At 33.0% G+C, this 18,833-nt stretch carries 18 protein-coding genes; 7 read left to right on the top strand and 11 right to left on the bottom strand.

Annotated features, from left to right (window positions below; all coding sequences use genetic code 11):
• The first annotated feature begins 117 nt into the window (after positions 1 to 117).
• On the top strand, positions 118 to 342 hold the full coding sequence (locus tag ACYQ3D_RS01620) for a CLC_0170 family protein (protein WP_459835473.1): 225 nt from the start codon (positions 118 to 120) through the stop codon (positions 340 to 342).
• Here the strand turns inward: ACYQ3D_RS01620 and ACYQ3D_RS01625 are convergent.
• The 3 genes from ACYQ3D_RS01625 to ACYQ3D_RS01635 are packed head-to-tail and all read right to left on the bottom strand — an operon-like array spanning position 326 to position 4,128.
• Complete coding sequence (locus ACYQ3D_RS01625; RefSeq protein WP_459835476.1) at positions 326 to 1,465, bottom strand: Ger(x)C family spore germination protein; 1,140 nt, start codon at positions 1,463 to 1,465, stop codon at positions 326 to 328. The two genes, ACYQ3D_RS01620 and ACYQ3D_RS01625, sit on opposite strands and share 17 nt — an antisense overlap.
• Positions 1,449 to 2,570, bottom strand: a complete 1,122-nt coding sequence (locus ACYQ3D_RS01630) for a GerAB/ArcD/ProY family transporter (protein ID WP_459835478.1) — start codon at positions 2,568 to 2,570, stop codon at positions 1,449 to 1,451. The genes ACYQ3D_RS01625 and ACYQ3D_RS01630 overlap by 17 nt, the downstream gene beginning before the upstream one ends.
• Positions 2,551 to 4,128: a spore germination protein gene (locus ACYQ3D_RS01635; protein WP_459835480.1), complete on the bottom strand. Its 1,578-nt coding sequence runs from the start codon at positions 4,126 to 4,128 to the stop codon at positions 2,551 to 2,553. Before ACYQ3D_RS01635 ends, ACYQ3D_RS01630 begins: the two co-directional genes overlap by 20 nt.
• Before the next feature lie 125 nt (positions 4,129 to 4,253).
• On the opposite strand from ACYQ3D_RS01635, the gene ACYQ3D_RS01640 reads away from it, so the two are divergent.
• Positions 4,254 to 5,270, top strand: a complete 1,017-nt coding sequence (locus tag ACYQ3D_RS01640; protein ID WP_459835482.1) for a sugar ABC transporter substrate-binding protein — start codon at positions 4,254 to 4,256, stop codon at positions 5,268 to 5,270.
• 13 nt (positions 5,271 to 5,283) lie between these two features.
• On the opposite strand, the gene gyrA is transcribed toward ACYQ3D_RS01640, so the two are convergent.
• The 8 genes from gyrA to dnaA form a co-directional block, all read right to left on the bottom strand.
• Complete coding sequence (gyrA, locus tag ACYQ3D_RS01645; protein WP_459835484.1) at positions 5,284 to 7,734, bottom strand: DNA gyrase subunit A; 2,451 nt, start codon at positions 7,732 to 7,734, stop codon at positions 5,284 to 5,286.
• A 10-nt stretch (positions 7,735 to 7,744) separates the two neighbouring features.
• On the bottom strand, positions 7,745 to 9,646 hold the full coding sequence (gyrB, locus tag ACYQ3D_RS01650) for a DNA topoisomerase (ATP-hydrolyzing) subunit B (protein WP_459835486.1): 1,902 nt from the start codon (positions 9,644 to 9,646) through the stop codon (positions 7,745 to 7,747).
• A gap of 15 nt (positions 9,647 to 9,661) precedes the next feature.
• Entirely contained in the window at positions 9,662 to 9,925 is a 264-nt protein-coding gene (gene remB / locus ACYQ3D_RS01655; RefSeq protein WP_459835489.1) for an extracellular matrix regulator RemB, read from the bottom strand.
• Between the two features lie 43 nt (positions 9,926 to 9,968).
• On the bottom strand, positions 9,969 to 10,835 hold the full coding sequence (locus tag ACYQ3D_RS01660; protein WP_459835491.1) for a DciA family protein: 867 nt from the start codon (positions 10,833 to 10,835) through the stop codon (positions 9,969 to 9,971).
• A gap of 2 nt (positions 10,836 to 10,837) precedes the next feature.
• Positions 10,838 to 11,947, bottom strand: a complete 1,110-nt coding sequence (gene recF / locus ACYQ3D_RS01665) for a DNA replication/repair protein RecF (protein WP_459835493.1) — start codon at positions 11,945 to 11,947, stop codon at positions 10,838 to 10,840.
• A gap of 17 nt (positions 11,948 to 11,964) precedes the next feature.
• Positions 11,965 to 12,177: an RNA-binding S4 domain-containing protein gene (locus ACYQ3D_RS01670; RefSeq protein WP_459835495.1), complete on the bottom strand. Its 213-nt coding sequence runs from the start codon at positions 12,175 to 12,177 to the stop codon at positions 11,965 to 11,967.
• Between the two features lie 26 nt (positions 12,178 to 12,203).
• Entirely contained in the window at positions 12,204 to 13,304 is a 1,101-nt protein-coding gene (dnaN, locus tag ACYQ3D_RS01675) for a DNA polymerase III subunit beta (protein ID WP_459835497.1), read from the bottom strand.
• Positions 13,305 to 13,592: 288 nt separating this feature from the next.
• Positions 13,593 to 14,963, bottom strand: a complete 1,371-nt coding sequence (dnaA, locus tag ACYQ3D_RS01680) for a chromosomal replication initiator protein DnaA (protein WP_459835499.1) — start codon at positions 14,961 to 14,963, stop codon at positions 13,593 to 13,595.
• A 377-nt stretch (positions 14,964 to 15,340) separates the two neighbouring features.
• On the opposite strand from dnaA, the gene rnpA reads away from it, so the two are divergent.
• The 5 genes from rnpA (at position 15,341) to mnmE (ending at position 18,696) form a co-directional block, all read left to right on the top strand.
• The gene (gene rnpA, locus ACYQ3D_RS01685) at positions 15,341 to 15,679 is read left to right on the top strand and encodes a ribonuclease P protein component (protein ID WP_459835501.1); all 339 of its coding nucleotides are present in this window, start codon (positions 15,341 to 15,343) and stop codon (positions 15,677 to 15,679) included.
• Between the two features lie 3 nt (positions 15,680 to 15,682).
• On the top strand, positions 15,683 to 15,904 hold the full coding sequence (gene yidD, locus ACYQ3D_RS01690) for a membrane protein insertion efficiency factor YidD (RefSeq protein WP_459835503.1): 222 nt from the start codon (positions 15,683 to 15,685) through the stop codon (positions 15,902 to 15,904).
• Positions 15,905 to 15,916: 12 nt separating this feature from the next.
• Complete coding sequence (locus tag ACYQ3D_RS01695) at positions 15,917 to 16,582, top strand: YidC/Oxa1 family membrane protein insertase (RefSeq protein ID WP_459835506.1); 666 nt, start codon at positions 15,917 to 15,919, stop codon at positions 16,580 to 16,582.
• A gap of 1 nt (position 16,583) precedes the next feature.
• Positions 16,584 to 17,210, top strand: coding sequence for an RNA-binding cell elongation regulator Jag/EloR (gene jag / locus ACYQ3D_RS01700; RefSeq protein WP_459835508.1), 627 nt, complete (start codon positions 16,584 to 16,586; stop codon positions 17,208 to 17,210).
• A 100-nt stretch (positions 17,211 to 17,310) separates the two neighbouring features.
• Positions 17,311 to 18,696 carry a tRNA uridine-5-carboxymethylaminomethyl(34) synthesis GTPase MnmE gene (mnmE, locus tag ACYQ3D_RS01705; protein WP_459835511.1) on the top strand — a complete coding sequence of 462 codons (1,386 nt, stop codon included), beginning with the start codon at positions 17,311 to 17,313 and terminating at the stop codon, positions 18,694 to 18,696.
• Positions 18,697 to 18,833: the final 137 nt, after the last annotated feature.

An 18,833-nucleotide genomic window follows, 5' to 3' on the forward strand; every position in this document is an offset into this window, starting at 1 on the left:
TTACTACTTTAACAAATAAATTACTTATTGTCAAGAATAAAATTAGTATTATTGGATACCTTAATTAAAAACTCATTTATTAAATCTAAACTTCTTAATACTAAGGAGCGGATAATAATGTTAAAAACAATAATAACAATTTTTAAATTTGTTTATTCTAGCTATTTTTTATTTCTACTTTTAACTACTGGCTTATTAATTATAACATTAGATATGTACCATCACTACCAAAATCAAAATAAAACTGATACCTTAATCTCAAGATGGATTGGCTTATCTTACATTATATTAAGTATCATAGCATTTATAGTTGATAAGTTACTTACTAGTCTTGGAATATAATCATTCCTACTTGTCTAATATAAGCTGTAACTTCAACTTGCAAATTAATTTCAGAGTACTTCTGGTGCCAATCAATCTTATCCCAATAGTCAGGATAGTAAGCTCTTACATACTCTCCTATCCCCCAAATATCAGCTTGAAATTTATTTTGAGTCTTTTTAATAATTGTAATCATCTCTTGCTTCATCTTATTTTCTATCCTAGTCTCTATCTCCCGCACAATCTTCTCTCTACTTAAATTTGATTGGCTAAGCTGTTCAGTTACTCTAGCTTCCACCTCAGTATTAATATGTAAAGTTAAATTATCATCCACTAATTCAGGTTTTAGATTAGTAGTAACTTCCTCTATTTTTATAGTTAGCCTATCTATTTCAGTTGTGGGATCAGAAATAATTAAATTTCCTTTATCATTAACTCCTAAAATCCGTTGATAATAAATAGTTTCAGCTTCACTTAAACTTCCTACAAATTTATCTCCTTCAAAAATCCCTAAACCAATATAATCAATCTCCTCCTCATTAGATTTAATCATCACTGCTATTGGTTCTTGTCCCGGATTAGAAAGCTGAACAAAAAAATCACCTAACCTTAAATCAGGTATTTTTCCTATGTCAGACCCGTTATTAAGCATATGCATTAAATAAATTGCTGGTATTGCTTCTAATTTTGGTTTTGACTTTATCACACTTTCTGCACCATTTTGGGAAACTAATAACCAACCTAATCTTCTTATTTCAGGCAGATTTCGAAAATAATTTAAGTATTTATTAAGTCCTTCTTTAGCTAATTGTTGATTAAATACTATTACTCGTAGATGACCAAAAAATAATTGTTGATTCATCTTATCTTGTAAATTATTAATTGCTCCAGCTATACTATTTCCTACGCTACTTACTACCCAAGTAACATCCTCTCCTCCTTTTTCTTCCATCTTAGAAGCAATAGGAGCTTGAATAGTAACTTTAACTTTATTTTTTTTAGTTACCTCGCTATCTTCTTGCTTAATAGAATCAATTCCAATTGCTAACACAGGAACCCTATCTTCAATATCCCTTCTATCCCAACAACCAGTTAATATATTTAACAATAAAATGATAATTAGGATCTTAACTATCTTGTTCATTACTAATCCTACCCCTTTGGCCTCTAATTATAGCTAAAATTAATAAAGTCAATGGCAAAATACTCGTTAGAAATAACCCTATTATAGACATTAAATCAATTAAATTAAATAATTCATAAGCATTTCTAGGAATTAAAGCTACTAAATAAAGAAGAGGTAACAACGGCAAAATTAAAGTCCTATGATCATCTAAATTTAATGTTTTTGCTCCTCCAATAACTGCTCCAAATAATAAATTAGAACCTGTAGTAAAAATAGCTACTACCCAAATTGTAATAAAAGCTACTTCTAATCTCTCAAACAATAGATCAAAAAATTGAGTTGATTTAATCAATTCAAAAGTAGGCCACATCAAATTTTTTAATTCAAAAGCTCCAAAAACAGACAAAGAGGCAAGCATAGTAACTATCACTAGACAAGAACAAATCAGCCAACCACTTAATCCGTATTTCCAAGTTGATTTTTTAGTCGTGATATGAGGAATAAAAATAGCTATAATTTCAAATCCTAATAAACTAAAATAAGCTGACACACTCCCCTTTAAAATATTAATACTATCATAACCTCTAATAAGGGGAAATAAGTGTACCATTCGTCCTTGGCCTAAAGAAACAATAACCAATAATAATAACGGAATTACTAATACTAAGACATACAATTCATTTAATCGACCTATCACCTGAATATCTTTCCGAACTAAGTAAGCAATCAATAAGAACATACTAACCATTATTACTTCTAAAGGAGTTGTCGGTAAAATAGCAGTTACTATTAATTCACTAAAGGCTCTAACGCCTAGGGAAATACCTAACAACCAATATAAAACTAATACGCCCCCTATTAATTTTCCTACTATATTACCTACAATCTGTGGTAAATACTCAAAAATATTATCTTCTGGAAATCTAAGACCTAGTTTAATAATAACCAATAAATTACCTAAAAAAAATAAAGTAGCTAACACAACTGATACTAAGCCCCCACTCTGAGCAAATCTAACTACTATCCGAGGCAAAAATAAAATTCCTACTCCAATAACTGTATTAATCAAAATAGCACTAAACTGTCTTTCAGTAACTTGACCTTTAATTTTGATCTTGATCACCCTCTTCCTGACGCTGAGAGTCCTGAGTCCGCATCAATTTAGGTCGATAAACCATCTTCCATAAGGGAAATCTAATTATACTATCCTTTAAATCACTAAGTCGAGAAGGAGCGAAAGGAGTTAAATAAGGAATCCCAAAGGATTTTAAAGCAGCTAAGTGAACAGTGACAACTATTATACCTAGTATTAAGCCATACAGCCCAAAACTAGCAGCTAAAACCATCAATATAAACCGCAATATTCTAATAGCAATAGCTGCACTATAATTAGGAATTGTAAAAGAACCAAGAGTAGTCAAAGCTACAATAATTACCATTCCTGGACTAACTAATCCTGCGTTAACAGCAGCATTACCAATCACCAAGGCACCTACAATTCCAATTGTAGAACCAATTAAATTCGGCAAACGTACACTAGCTTCCCGGAGTATCTCCATAATCCCCTCCATCAAAAAAGCTTCAAAATAAGTTGGAAAGGGTACTTGAGCTCTTCCTCCAGCAATAGAAAGCATTAAAACAGTAGGTATCATCTCAATATGAAAGGAAGTTAAAGCTATATAAAAAGCAGGTAACAGTAAAGCTACTGCTCCACCAATAACTCTAACTACTCTGACTAAACTAGAAATTATAAATCGTTGGTAATAATCTTCAGGAGAGTGATAAAACTGGTCAAGTACCGCCGGAATAATTAAAGCAAAGGGAGTCCCATCAATAATAATAATAACTCTTCCTTCTAACAAATTACCTACTGCTTTATCCGGTCGTTCAGTATTTTGAATCTGAGGAAAAGGAGAAAATGTAATATCTTCAATAAATTGTTCTATATAACCTGATTCTAAAATACCATCAACTTCTATATCAGTTATTCTGTTAGTTACCTCTTCTACAATATGTTGATTAGTTAACCCTTTAATATATAAAATTGCTAGATCAGTTTTACTTCTTTCTCCTATTGTATGACTCTCTATTTTTAATCCAGGGTCCCTTAAACGACGTCTAATATGGGCAGTATTAGTTCTTAAGTTTTCAGTAAAGCCATTTCGGGGACCTCGAATAACTGACTCAGTAGTTGGCTCTGAAATAGAACGTGACTCCCAACCTCGACTACTGATAATCAATCCTTGCTCCACTCCATCGATTAATAATAATGTATCACCGGATAACACTAACTTAATTATCGGGGCTAGTTTTTTCTTTTTCTCAGCACTACTAGTAGTTATAATCGAATTTTGAATTAGATCTAGTCGTTTCTGAGCAGTAGCATCAGCTATTTTTTCCTCGTGAGATTTATCTAACAAAGGGTCAATTACATTTAAGTTTAATAAATTAGTATTAGTTAATCCATCTATGTAAATCAATAACGCAGAATAGTCTCCATTCCCAGCTAAATTAAATTCTTTAAAAACGACATCTCCACTCTCACCAAGAATTTTCTTTAGCTGTTCTTTATTCTGGTCTAATTGAGTTGTTAATTGCTTCTCCTCTGATTTGTTATCTTTATCTTCTTCCTCACTAGCAACTAATTGCTCTATTCTTTGCTTTAAGTTATTCCAATTCATTCCTTACCTCCTTTTCCTTACCTATTATGTACTAAAATCATTCTCTATATAACTAAAATAGACTAGTTGATTGAATAATTAACGTATTGCTTCTCAAACTAAGAAAAAATATGAAGGTGATAAATATGAAACAAATTTTAGGAATGTTGTTAATAATTAGTTTACTAACAACAGCTTGTCAGCTAAATATAAAGCAACTAAATCCTCTTACTCCTCAACCACCATCTAAAAAAGAAATTAGCATTGGAGTCAGTATAGGACAGCAGGAAAAGAAAGTAGCTAAACTGATGAAGAAAGCATTTCGGAAGAATAAAAGAAAAGAAAATACAACTATCACCTGGAAGAATGCCAAAAATAATCTAGAGCAGCAAAACAAAGATGTCCTGAATTTAATAAACCAAGAAGTAGATGTGATTATTATCCGTTCTTTAAATACTAGCCAACAAGGAAGAGAAATGATAGATTTAATCAAAAAAAACAATATTCCTGTCGTCGCTCTAGATAAATTACCACGCAACTGTAATGTAGATGCTTATATCAGTGCTGATAATTTTAAGACAGGTCAATTACAAGCTAGGTATTTAATTGATCAGCTTAATAAGGAAGGAAAGATAATTATTTTACAAGGGCCAACTGAGGATAAAATTGTTCAAGATATTATCACAGGTAATAAAGAGGAAATTAAAAAGTATGACGAGGTGACTATTCAGCAAGAAAAAAATTGGTCTCAAAAAACAGCTAAACGCACAATCAAAGACTATATTAAAACCAAGGCTCAATCTAAAATTAAAGGTATTTTAGCTACTAATGACCAACTTGCTCTAGGAGCCATTACAGCTCTTAAACAAAAAGGGCTTAATCAAGATATAACTGTAGTAGGTGCTACAGCAAGCAAAGCTGCTACTAAGGCAGTAGCTAAAGAGGACTTAGCGGCTACCATAGATAAGATGCCTTATATTCGAGCTTTGCATGCTCTCAATGTAGCTACCTTTATTGCTAGAGAAGAAAACTGGAACTGGGATAATAAGATTAAAAATGGTAGTCACGAAGTTAATTTAGTTACCACTCCCGTCCGATTAATTAACAAGTATAATGTCTATAGTTTACAAGATCGCTGGCCAGATATAAACCTAAAAAAATAGACCAGGAATAGATCTATTCCTGGTCTTGATTATCTTGTTGTAAATTAGGAATTATCTTATCTGTAGCTATAACTTGATCTCCCTTAACTCTCATACACCGCACTCCTTGTGTATTACGACTAGTAGTCGAAATTTCAGCTACAGAAGTTCTTAGTAGATATCCTTGTTCTGTAATAAGCACTATTTCATCCTGCTTAGTAACTAATTCTAAATCGATCAAATCACCATTTGCTTTAGTTCTATTGATAGTGATTAATCCTTTACCGCCTCTTGCTTGCTGAGTATACTCTTCGAGAGGAGTTCTTTTCCCATAACCTTGTTCAGTAATAACTAATGCTTCTTGTTTATCAGCTGTAATGACTTCTAGTCCTTGGACTACATCTTCAGAGCCAAGATCAATCCCTTTAACTCCTCTAGCAGTCCGACCCATATCTCTAACATCTGCTTCAGCAAATCTAATTGCTAATCCTTCCTTAGTAGCTAACATGATCTCTTCTTCTCCACTCGTTACTCCTACGTCAACTAGTTGGTCACCTTCCTGAAGGCTTAAAGCAATTAATTTAGAGTAATTTGTATTAAAGTTGCTTAAACTAGTCTTCTTTACTATACCTTCCTTAGTAGCCATAAATAGGTACTGATCCTCTTGGAATTCAGACAGAGCAGAAACAGCAACTACTTCCTCTTCCAAATCAAGATCTAACAAATTAATAATAGGTACCCCTTTAGCTTGCCGGCCACTTTCAGGAATCTGATAACCTTTTAAACGGTGCACATAACCTTGATCGGTAAAGAATAATAAATAATCATGTGTTGAGTTAACTTGAATATCACTGACTCGATCATCTTCTTTTGTCTTAATCGCAATAACTCCCTTACCATCTCGATGCTGATTGCGATAAGTATCTAATGGCATCCGTTTAATATATCCGTCTTCAGTCAGGACAACTATTATCTCTTCTTCTGCAATCAGATCCTCTATCTCTAAATCAATATCCTGATCTTGAATTTCAGTCCGCCGTTGATCCTGATATTTTTCTTTTAATTCTGTTAATTCTTCTTTTACAATCCCTAATAATTTATCTTCACTAGCTAAAACAGAACGATAATAACTTATTTTCTCCTGTAATTCAGAATATTCTTCTTCTACCTTTTCCTGTTCTAAATTAGTTAAGCGATGTAATTTCATATCTAAAATTGCTTTAGCTTGCTTTTCAGTAAAGTTAAATCTATCAATTAACCTTTCGTTAGCAACTTGAGAAGTATCCGAACCACGAATTGTCTTAATTACTTGCTCAATATTACTTAGCGCTGTCTTAAAACCAGCTACAATATGAGCTCTAGCCTCTGCTTTATCTAACTCGTGTTTAGTTCTTCTAGTTATTACTTCTTTCTGATGATCTATATAATGATTTAGTACCTCTTTCATACTTAAAACTTCTGGTTCGCCATCTACTAAAGCAAGCATGATAACCCCAAAAGTAGTCCGTAATCTGGTATGTTTATATAATTTATTAAGCATAACTTGAGGGTTAATCCCTGTCTTTAGTTCGATAACTACTCTTAAACCTCTTCTATCTGACTCGTCACGCAAATCAGTAATTCCTTCTACTTTATCCTCACGTACTAACTGAGCGATTTTTTCTACTAATTTAGCTTTATTCACTTGGTAAGGTAGTTCGGTAATTATAATCTGGTATTTATTAGTTGCTACTTCTTCAGTGGTACTCTTAGCAATTAACTTAATCTTACCTCGGCCAGTCTCAAAGTACTCTTTAATCGGCTTCCGCCCCATAATAATTCCGCCTGTAGGAAAATCAGGCCCCTTTATAATATGCATTAAATCTTTAGCTGTTAAATCAGGATTATCTATTAGTTCTATAACTCCATTGATCACTTCATTTATGTTATGAGGGGGAATGTTAGTACTCATACCAACAGCAATTCCTGAACCACCATTGACTAATAAATTAGGAACCTTAGCTGGTAATACTTCTGGCTCTTGTAGTGTACCATCAAAATTATCAGTAAAATCTACAGTGCTCTTTTTTATATCCGCTAAAAGATCAGTCGTAATATCTGTCATTTTAGCTTCTGTATACCTCATAGCTGCTGCTGAATCACCATCAATAGAACCAAAGTTACCATGACCATCAACTAATTGATAGCGATAAGAAAAGTCCTGAGCCATACGCACCATAGTATCATAGACAGCACTATCTCCATGGGGATGATACTTACCTAGTACCTCTCCTACAATCCTAGCTGACTTCTTATGTGGTTTACTAGGTTTTAATCCCAAATTATACATAGCATATAAAATACGTCGGTGAACTGGCTTTAAACCATCTCGTACATCAGGCAAAGCACGTCCTACAATTACACTCATTGCATAATCAATATAGGCATCCTGCATTTCATCTTCAATATCTACCTGTCTAACTCGTTGAGAATTTACTTCAGCCATAATTCTCCTCCTACACATCTAGATTCTGTACGTCATTAGCATGCTGTTGAATAAAATCTCGCCGTGGTTGTACTTGATCGCCCATCAATTTAGTAAATATTTCATCGGCTCTGATAGCATCACTAATGCGCACTTGTAGTAAAGTTCTATTTTCAGGGTCCATTGTTGTCTTCCATAATTGAATCGGATTCATCTCTCCTAATCCCTTATACCTTTGGATTGAAGTCCGTTTTTTACCTAACTTATTCAATAATTCTGTTAGTTGTCGGTCTTTATAAACATATTCCTCTTTTCTGCCTTTAGTTACTTTATATAACGGCGGTTGAGCAATATACACCATTCCTTCTTCCAATAAAGGTCGCATATAACGATAAAAGAAAGTTAATAATAAAGTTCTAATATGAGCCCCATCAACATCAGCATCAGTCATAATAATAATATTTTCATAACGTAAATTATCCATATCAAATTCATCAGCTATTCCTGTACCTAGCGCAGTAATTAAGGATCTGATTTCTTTATTATTGAGAATTTTATCTAAACGTGCTTTTTCCACATTGAGAATTTTACCTCTAAGAGGCAAAATAGCTTGAAATTCTCTATCTCGCCCTTGTTTAGCTGACCCTCCGGCTGAATCGCCCTCTACTATATATATTTCACTTTTTTCTGGATCTTTAGAGGAACAATCCGCTAATTTACCAGGTAGAGCAGTACTAGCTAGAGCACTTTTTCTCTTAGTTAACTCTCTAGCTTTTTGAGCTGCTTCTCTTGCTTGAGCAGAAGCAATTGCTTTTTTAACTATCTTTTCTCCTAACTTTGGATTCTCATCTAAAGTAGTACTTAACTTCTGGGAAACGGTAGAATCAACTAAGCCCCTAATCTCGCTATTTCCTAGTTTAGTCTTCGTCTGTCCCTCAAATTGGGGATCAATTAGTTTAATATTTATAATTGCTACAATTCCTTCTCTAATATCCTCACCTGATAAATTATCATCGCTATCTTTTAAGAAATCATTTTTGCGCGCATAATCATTAATTGTCCGAGTTAAAGCTGATTTAAACCCGCTCAGATGAGTACCACCTTCATGGGTGTTAATGTTATTAGCAAAGGTAAATATTTTATCCACATAATCTGTATTATACTGGAATGCTATCTCAATTTCTGTTTCTTCTGTTTCTTCAGTAAAGAAAATAATTTCTTCATGAATTGGATCATGAGGTTTATTTATCTCCTGAACAAAGGAAACAACACCTCCGTCGTATTTAAATTCATCAGTTTGCTCTGTACGTTGGTCATTAACTTTAATCTTAACTCCTTTATTCAAGTAAGCTAATTCTTTAAATCTCTGCGCCAAAGTATCATACTCAAAACCAAGTGTAGTAAATATCTCTTCATCCGGTTTGAATTTAATCTTAGTTCCTGTTTGCGTAGTATCTCCTAAGACCTTTAAATCCGATTCCGGAATACCTCGATAGTATTTTTGATAATAAACTTGACCTTTCCGATGGACTTCTACTTCTAGCCAAGCTGATAAAGCATTAACCACAGAGACACCTACTCCATGTAAACCTCCGGAAACTTTATAACCTTCTCCTTCAAATTTACCACCAGCATGAAGTACCGTCATTACTACTTCAATAGCTGGTCTATCCATTTTAGCATGAGAGGAAACTGGAATTCCTCGCCCATTATCCTGGACAGTAATAATTCCATTTGATTCAATTGTAATTTCAATTTCATCGCAATAACCCGCTAACGCCTCATCAATACTATTATCCACTACTTCATAGACTAAATGATGTAATCCTCTTTCTTCGGTACTTCCGATATACATCCCGGGGCGTTTACGAACAGCTTCTAATCCTTCTAGTACTTGAATTTGGTCGGCATCGTAATTAGCTTCTTTACTCATTCATATAAACCTCCATTATACATTTTCTTCACTACCAAGGTCATACATGAAATTAACTCTCTTTCGTAAGGTAGCTGAAGAAATTATAGAATAATAAATCTTTTCTTCAGTTATGACAAAAGAACTAGGCTCACCTTGAGTATAATCAATAATAAATCCTTCTTCTTTAGCTACCTGTAAAAAATTACGAGTTTCTGGCGAATCAGTTGTTGCTTCCCAATCAGCTATCATAACTACATCTTGAGCTGGAATAGTATGTCCGCCACCTAAATGTAACAAACTACCTCCTCCTTATCTAATCTAACTAAAGGATTGCTACTAGTTATAAATTGCGATACACCTTCATCCAGTTAGAACCTATAACTTTCTTAATTAGCCTCTCAGTTAGATTATCTGGACTAACACCAGTCTCTAACATGACATACTTTTGAATAACAACTCGCACTTCTTGGTTATCAACTTGATCTTTCATAGCTTGAGCAGTTAATTTATCTAATTTTGTTTCTAAACTTTGACTAAGTTCTGTTTTTACTGTCTGAAAATCATCCTTGGTTAAGTAAGGAAAATAGTCGGTGGTTTGTTGGTAACTCAACCAAGGATTACTAGTCAATAAATCCTTTAGTTGCTCCCAGTCAATTCTGGCTTGCTTACATTCACAAATATAACATTTTTCCCTCTCAGGCGGAATCAAGACTGAACAATTAGAACAAGAAGCCCAATTATTAGTTGCTCGCCATTTTTGTTTTTTCTTATCTCTAACTAATAATTTAAATAATTTATCTTGTAATTCATCATCTTCAATATTAGCAGTTATATTTTCTATTTTATTAAATTCTTGCTTAGTAAGTTCTATATTCTCTAGTGGATTAGACTGTTGCTCTGTAGTAGGATCCTCTTGGGTAACGTGGCCTACTTGAAATCTGATATCTTGAACTATTTCCTGATTTAATCTCCGGTTTAATTTAGTAATTAATTTTTCTTTCATAAATAACAATTGGTGAGCCCAAGTAGAGTTATCAACTGCAACAAATAAAACTCCATGATTAATATGTTTAGCTGCAGTATGCGGCCGAATTTTATCCCCGATAACTTCTGACCAGAGATTTAAAACACTTTCTTCTTTGATTTTATCTGCCAAACCTAATTTATTTAAGGTAGACCCCAATACTTGTTTAATTGATTCAGCCATAGTTACACCTCAATTGCTGTACCATTTTTAATTTTAAATAGCTTGTAATCAGCCCTAAATTCTTGTAGTTCCTCTTGATTTGTACTAGTAATAAAAGTTTGAATCTTATTTTTAACTGTTTGTAATAACTGATTAGAGCGATTAGCATCTAGTTCAGAAAAAACATCATCTAGTAACAAAATAGGATATTCACCTGTTTCGGACTTCATAAATTCTAACTCTGATAATTTTAAAGCTAAAGCTGTCGTTCGTTGTTGGCCTTGTGAACCAAACTTTCTGATATCAATATCATTGACTAATAACGAAATATCATCTCTATGTGGGCCAACTGTCGTCACTCCTCTGTTAATTTCCTGGTCAATACGCTGGTCTAAATAAGAGTTAAAATGATGCTTTATCTCCTCAACAGAACTATCATGATCTAGATCCAATTTTGTATCATACTTAAGTTCTAAACTTTCTAAACCATTAGTTAACTTACGTTGCTTTAATCTAGCCAAAGGAATTAATTTATTTAAAGCTTGTAATCTGCGGCTAATAATTTTAGCGCCTAAATCAACTAACTGTTGGTTCCAGACTGGTAGCATATCCTGAGGAGCATCATTATCTCTAATCTCCTTTAAAAGATTATTTCTCTGCTTTAAAACTTGTCGATAATCAGTTAATAAATGGTTATAATAACTACTTACTTGGGATAGCTCTAAATTGATAAATTTTCTCCTTAATGAAGGACTGCCTTTGACTAATTCTAAGTCCTCAGGAGAAAAAATTACAACATTGAGATAACCAATTAAGTCGCTAATCCGATCTAATTTGTTAGAATTAACTTTAACCTCTTTTTGGCGCCCCTCTAAGTTAACTGCCAGTTGATAATCCTGATTCTTCCTGATTACTTCCCCTTTAACGTAAAATCTATCTTGATGCCAGTTAGTTAATTCAGATGTAACATTAGTCCGGTGCGATGAGCCAGTTCCTAATAAGTAGATAGCCTCTAATAAATTAGTTTTTCCGTGGGCATTAGCCCCAATGAAAAAATTTAACTGTTCGTTAAACTGTAAATGTTGTTGTTGATAATTTCTAAAGTTATTGAGATATAATTGTGATAATCTCACTCTCTTTGTACCACCCTTTAAGAAGAAGTTACTTGGTAACTAGTTCCGCGGTATTCTATAGTATCTCCTACACTTAATGTTTTAGCTCTCTTCTCTACTACTTCTCCGTTGACCTTAACTTTTCCTGCTTGAATAACTACCTTCGCCTCTCCACCTGTTCCAACTAAGTTGGCCCATTTCAAGAATTGATCAAGATTGATGTTTTCTGTTTTAATTTCTATTTTATTCATAATTAATTTCCTCCTTACAATTGACTTTAAGCACTTCTCACTGGCATAATAACACAGATATAATTTTGTCCGGTCTTAATTACACCTGGTGCTAGAGCACCTGATAATTCTATATTTATTGTATCCTGATCTATAACTTTTAAACAATCTATCAGATAACTAGCATTAAAAGCAATTTCACTTTCCGGACCAGTCAAAGAAATAGAAACTTCTTCATAAGCTTGTCCTATTTCCGGAGCATTAGAAGTAATTATTAATTTATCAGTTTCAAAATTTATTTTAATAACATTTGATTCTCTTTTGGCTAATAAAGAAGCTCTTTTAGCTGCTTGTAATAAATCTCCTTTAGCAACTTCCACTTGAGTTTTAGTTTGGTCTGGAATAACTTGGTTATAATCAGGGAATTGGCCTTCAATTAAACGAGAAACAATAGAAATCCCTGCAAACTGGAATAAAATTTGGTTTTCAGTAACTATAATTTTAACTTTTTCTTCTGAATCATCCAGTAATTTGCTTAACTCAGATAAAGTTTTTTTAGGAATAATTACTTTTTCTTGGCTAGCAGGTAATTGGTCAAGTTCATCTTCTCGATAGGCTAGCCGATAGGTATCTGTAGCTACTAATTTAATAGAATTCTCGTCTAAGATTAATAATCCTCCAGTCAAAAAAGGTTTACTTTCATCTTCAGAAGTAGCAAATTCTATTTGCTTAATAACTTGTTTTAATTTTTCTTGGGTGATAGAAAATTCAGTATTAGATTCTATCTCTGGTAATAAAGGAAATTCATCAGCAGCTGAACCATGAATATTAAACTGGGAATTACCACATTTAATCTGGGATGTGTTATTAGTCGGTTCAGTAGACAATAAAATTTCTTCATTAGGTAATTCACGTGCAATGCTAGCTAAATATTTAGCTGGCAAAACAATATCACCTTGTTCTATAATATCTGCTTCTACAAAACATTCAATTCCTATTTCTAAATCAGTACCTACTAATTTTAAATTATTCCCTGCTGTACGCAATAAAATACCTGATAAAATAGGTAAAGTTGTCTTAGATGATACAGCTTTTTTGACAGTTTGAATTGCATTATAGAATTCTTTTTGGTTAAGTTTAACTTTCATCTAAATCCTCCTTTTTTACGTTATTACTACACTAATACCATTACTATTACTAGTTAAACATATATATACAAAAACATAGTAGTAATAGTAGTAGGGGTTGTGGATAATGTGGATAACTAACCTCAAGCCAGGCAACACAAGGGCTGATGCTTGTGGAAAGATTGTGGATAAGTTGTGGATAAGTCCAAAAGTTATCCACAGGGTTGTGGACAAAAATAGGCTTTAAAAGTTATCCACAAGTAAAAAAAGGTTATCCACAGGGTTATCCACAGGGTTATCCACAGGCAATTAATCTTTGATTTTAGCTAATAATTGGTTAATTTCAGACTCAAATTCAGAGTCAGCTGAGATTTTATCATTGATTTTATTATAAGCATGTAAAACAGTACTATGATCTCGTCCTCCAAATTTTTTACCGATCTGTGGTAGAGATAATTCAGTTAATTTACGAGTGAGATACATTGCTACTTGCCTAGGGAAGGCAATAGCTCTAGTTCTTTTCTTGGATTCCATATTCTTCAAGTCTATTTGGTAATAATTAGCTACTATTTTTTTAATAGATTCAGCGGTTATCTCTGTAGGGCCTTGAGAATTAGCTGTATTTTCACTAGCAATATTTTTAAGTACTTCTTGGGCCAAATTAACATCGATTTGGTCATTAGAAAAGGAAGAATAGGCAATGACTCTAATTAAAGCTCCTTCTAATTCTCTAATATTGGACTTGATTTTATTAGCGATATAGACTATTACATCATCAGGAACTTCATGTCCTTCTAAAGCAGCCTTCTTTTTTAGAATAGCAATTCTAGTTTCTAAATCCGGTTCTTGAATATCAGTAATTAAGCCCCATTCAAAACGAGATCTTAATCTTTCTTCTAAAGTAGGAATTTCTTTTGGCGGACGATCACTAGAAATAATAATTTGTTTATTAGCATCATGTAAAGCATTAAAAGTATGAAAAAATTCTTCTTGGGTTCTTTCTTTCCCTGCTAAAAATTGGATATCATCAATTAATAATACGTCTATATTCCGATACTGGTTTCTAAAATCCATTGTTTTATCATCTCTAATGGAATTAATTAATCTATTTGTAAATTCTTCTGAAGTTAGATACATTACTGTAGTATTGGAAGTATGTTCAAGTATATAATGCCCAATAGCGTGCATAAGATGAGTCTTTCCTAAACCTACTTCTCCATAAATAAATAGTGGATTATAAGCTTTAGCTGGTGCTTCTGCTACTGCTAAAGAAGCAGCATGGGCAAAACGATTACTACTACCAATTACAAAATTATCAAATGTATATTTAGAATTTAATGATGGTGGTTCAATGTCTGGTTCCTCTTGTTCCTGTTGGGAGTTAGGAGCTTCTTTTTTTTCGTCTATTAGTAGTTCTTCTTCTTTCATTTCGGGAATAATAAATTCAATTTCGTATGATTTACCGGAAATATCAGAAATAATTTCTGTAATCAACTTAGAATATCTTGTTTCTAGCCAGTCTTTAGCAAATTCATTTGGGACTTCTATTAGAAATTTATTATTTTTAGTAGCTAAAGCCTTAGTTGATTTAAACCAGGTTTCAAAACTAGGAGTACTAAGTTCAGTTTTGATTTCCTCTAATGTTTTATCCCAAATTTTTTCTGCTTCTTTCTTTTGCACAATAACTTAACCTCCTGCTAGGTAATGTTATCCACAAGATTGTGAATAACATTGTGGATAACTAATGATTAATTAAAATAAAGTTAAAAAAAGATTAGTTATCCACAGTTTAGACAGCTATTGTCAATAAATTGTGAATAACTAATCTTGTCTTGTTTATTTAATTTATTTTATTTATTTTCAATGGTACCGTAAAATAATCTTAACAAATTAGTACTACTTTATCAAGATTTTTAGGCTGAAATACTCTTTAATTAACAAAAAGATATTATATATCTTGACATAAGATGATTTTATCATTTATAATTGAATAGAGTATTGCTTGTATTTATTAAGTTAGGTTAGTCTCCACTTGAAGATGTCAAGGAGGATCATTCATGGGAAAAGATAGTACATTAAAAAAGACTTACCAATTCAAACGAGTTTATAATCATGGATCATCTGTTGCAGATCGTATACTAGTAGTCTATTCTTTACAAACCAATACTACTAAGAGAAGAATTGGTTATTCAGTTAGTAAGAAAGTAGGTAAAGCTGTAACTAGAAATAGAGTTAAAAGATTATTTAGAGAGGTTTATAGACATAATAATAGTCAATTGATTACTGGAGTGGATATTATCTTAATTGCTCGTAATCCAATTGTGGATGCTTCTTATCACCAAATTGAAGATTCGTTTAATAAATTATGTCAGAAGGCTAAATTAGTAAAGGAGTAGTCTATGAGCTGGGGAACTAATATTTTAATAAAATTTATTAAGTTTTATCAAAAGTTTATTTCTCCGCTGAAAGGAAAGAGTACTTGTCGGTTTAGACCTACTTGTTCTACTTATGCTAGAAAGGCTTTACAAAAATATGGATTACTAAAAGGTGGTTGGTTGGCACTGAAAAGAATTTTTAAGTGTCATCCGTTTCATCCTGGGGGTTATGACCCAGTAGATTAGGGAGGGTTTATTTTGTTAGCAACACTGTCACTTGGTGTCTTTGGTTGGTTAGGAGATATAATGCAAAGTCTATTAGTTTGGGTTTATAGTTTCACAGGTAGTTATGGTTTTTCAATTATTTTATTAACTTTGACTGTGCGAGTGATTCTGTTTCCGTTAGTAGCTAAACAAACTCGTTCGATGAAGAAAATGCAGGAATTGCAGCCGGAGATGGAGGAGTTACAGGAAGAATATAGTGATGATAAGGAGCAGTTACAAGAGGAAACTATGAAGTTATACAAAAAGCATAAGGTTAATCCTGCTTCTGGATGTTTGCCTCTTTTAGTACAGATGCCTATTTTAATTGGTTTGTTTAGAGGATTGCGCGGTTGGGAAGAATTAGTAGGACAACCATTTTTGTTAATTCCTGATTTGAGTAATCCGTATCTTCCTTTAGTTATTCTGACTGGATTGACTATGTTAGGTCAGAGCTTATTAACACAGAAATTGTCAGGAGGTACTGGTGGGGGGAATAAGATGGCTTACTTTATGCCATTATTAATTGTGGTTATTGGTTATAGCCTACCATCAGGAGTTTTACTGTATTGGTTTATTTCTAATCTAGTAATGACTGTGCAACAATATATATTATATACTGAGTCTAGTGATGATTTAGAATTAAAGGAGGAATCTAATTAAGATGCAAAGGGTCATTGTAACTGGTGAAAATATTGAAGAGGCCCTTAAGGAAGGATTAAAGAAATTAGATGTTTCCCGAGATCAGGTTGAATACAAGGTATTAAAGGAGCCTAAATCTGGTTTTTTAGGTATTTTTGGTAAACAAATTGCCAAATTAGAGGTTAAAACAGAAAAGTCTAAAGTAGAAAAAGCTTTTTTCTTTTTAGAAAAATTATTAACTAAGATGGATTTAGGTTTTGAAGTGGAATTAGCTGAAAATAGAACTAGTGATAACGAAGTTGTTTTTAATATATCTGGGGATGACCTAGGAATCATCATTGGACATCGAGGTAAAACTTTAGATTCATTACAGTATCTTACTAATCTAGCAGTTAATAAAGGAGAAAATGACTATTTACGAGTTATATTAGATGCTGAAGGTTACCGCGAGAGAAGAAGAAATACTTTAGAACAGTTAGCTGTTAAATTAGCTGATAAAGCTAAAAATAAAGGAGGGCAGATTAGTTTAGATCCCATGCCTTCTCATGAGAGAAAGGTTATTCATAAAGTTATTCAGAATATATCCAATGTATCTACTTATAGTAAGGGCCAAGATCCTAATCGGAAAGTAGTAATTAAGGCTGAATAATAGTTTGCCCAGTATTTTTTAATACTGGGTTTCTTTAATTTAGTGGTATATTAATTAAAATAACTTGACTAGGATAATTTAATTATTGGAGGTGTTATCAATGTATCAGGCTGATACGATTGCAGCTATTTCTACTGCTGTTAGTGAAGGCGGGATTGGAATTGTTAGAATTAGTGGTCCTGAGGCAATAGAAATAGCAGATACTGTTTTTAAAAGTAAAGGAAATAAGAGTTTAACGGAAGTAGATAGTTATACAGCCCATTATGGTCATTTAGTCCATCCTACAACAGACCAAACAGTAGATGAAGTTATAACTTTGGTTATGAGAGCTCCTAAAACATATACTACTGAGGATATAGTAGAAATAGATTGTCACGGAGGAACTGTGATTTTAAAGAAGATCTTAGATCTTGTCCTCCACCAAGGGGCTAGATTAGCTGATCCTGGTGAGTTTACGAAGCGAGCCTTTTTAAATGGGCGGATTGATCTATCCCAAGCTGAGGCTGTCATTGATTTGATTCGCTCGCAAACAGAGGCTAATTTAGAAGTAGCTGTCGACCAACTAGAAGGAGGTTTAGCAGCTAAAGTAACTGCTATTCGGCAAGATATAGTTTCATTATTGGCCCATTTAGAAGCTACAATTGATTTTCCTGAGGATGAAATAGATGATTTTTCCTCTGCTGAGTTAGGAGAGCGGATTGATCAAGTAATAGCCAAAGTTGATAAGTTATTACAGACAAGTGAACGAGGTAAGATAATTAAAGAAGGAATTGAAGCAGCAATTATTGGTCGTCCGAATGTGGGAAAATCAACTTTATTAAATTCTTTACTGAGAGAAAAACGAGCTATTGTGACAGAAGTTCCAGGGACAACTCGAGATGTGATTGAAGAAGTAATCAATTTGGATGGAATTCCGGTGAAGATTATTGATACAGCAGGGATTAGAGAAGCTGAGGATGAGGTAGAAAGAATTGGAATAGAAAAATCGGAAGAATTTTTAGCTAAGGCCGATGTAGTCTTATTAGTCTTAGATTTAAACCAAGGTATTGCCCAGGAGGATCGGGAATTAATTGCAGCAACTGAAGATAAAGAAAGAGTTATTGTGGCTAATAAATTGGATTTAGAGAATGAAGTTGATTGGGCAACAGTAAAAGACTTAGCAGGAGATAGTCCAATTGTTAAAACAGCAGCTGTGGATAATAAAGGAATTGATGATTTAGAAGAAGTAATATCTGATTTAGCTTTTAGTGGACAAGTCCAAGCTAGTAATCAAACTTTAATCACCAACTTAAGACATAAGAATGCTTTGGATAGAGCTAAACAGAGTTTATCCGATGTGAAAGAAACCTTTAACCAAGGTTTACCTAATGACTTTTTAACTATTGATTTACGCGAAGCTTTAGAGGCAGTAGGAGAGATTACTGGTGATACTCTAAGTGAGGATATTATAGATCAGATCTTTGCTGATTTTTGTTTAGGGAAGTAACATTAATTTACAATTAACAATTGACAGTTGACAATTAGAATTCTTAATAAATCTGTATATTTCAAAAATTAATTCTTACATGATACTCTCATCGTGGTATTGGTATTAGGATATTATATCTGTCGTAAAATTATTAA

Source organism: Halanaerobaculum tunisiense, from assembly GCF_054657635.1.

Bases quoted from the DNA above. Each gene is read 5' to 3' on its own strand.
- rnpA (WP_459835501.1), top strand. From the start codon at position 15,341: ATGGGAAAAGATAGTACATTAAAAAAGACTTACCAATTCAAACGAGTT.
- jag (WP_459835508.1), top strand. From the start codon at position 16,584: ATGCAAAGGGTCATTGTAACTGGTGAAAATATTGAAGAGGCCCTTAAG.
- ACYQ3D_RS01635 (WP_459835480.1), bottom strand. From the start codon at position 4,128: ATGAATTGGAATAACTTAAAGCAAAGAATAGAGCAATTAGTTGCTAGT.
- yidD (WP_459835503.1), top strand. From the start codon at position 15,683: ATGAGCTGGGGAACTAATATTTTAATAAAATTTATTAAGTTTTATCAA.
- ACYQ3D_RS01670 (WP_459835495.1), bottom strand. From the start codon at position 12,177: ATGAATAAAATAGAAATTAAAACAGAAAACATCAATCTTGATCAATTC.
- ACYQ3D_RS01660 (WP_459835491.1), bottom strand. From the start codon at position 10,835: ATGGCTGAATCAATTAAACAAGTATTGGGGTCTACCTTAAATAAATTA.
- gyrB (WP_459835486.1), bottom strand. From the start codon at position 9,646: ATGAGTAAAGAAGCTAATTACGATGCCGACCAAATTCAAGTACTAGAA.
- dnaN (WP_459835497.1), bottom strand. From the start codon at position 13,304: ATGAAAGTTAAACTTAACCAAAAAGAATTCTATAATGCAATTCAAACT.
- mnmE (WP_459835511.1), top strand. From the start codon at position 17,311: ATGTATCAGGCTGATACGATTGCAGCTATTTCTACTGCTGTTAGTGAA.
- ACYQ3D_RS01640 (WP_459835482.1), top strand. From the start codon at position 4,254: ATGAAACAAATTTTAGGAATGTTGTTAATAATTAGTTTACTAACAACA.
- gyrA (WP_459835484.1), bottom strand. From the start codon at position 7,734: ATGGCTGAAGTAAATTCTCAACGAGTTAGACAGGTAGATATTGAAGAT.
- ACYQ3D_RS01620 (WP_459835473.1), top strand. From the start codon at position 118: ATGTTAAAAACAATAATAACAATTTTTAAATTTGTTTATTCTAGCTAT.
- ACYQ3D_RS01625 (WP_459835476.1), bottom strand. From the start codon at position 1,465: ATGAACAAGATAGTTAAGATCCTAATTATCATTTTATTGTTAAATATA.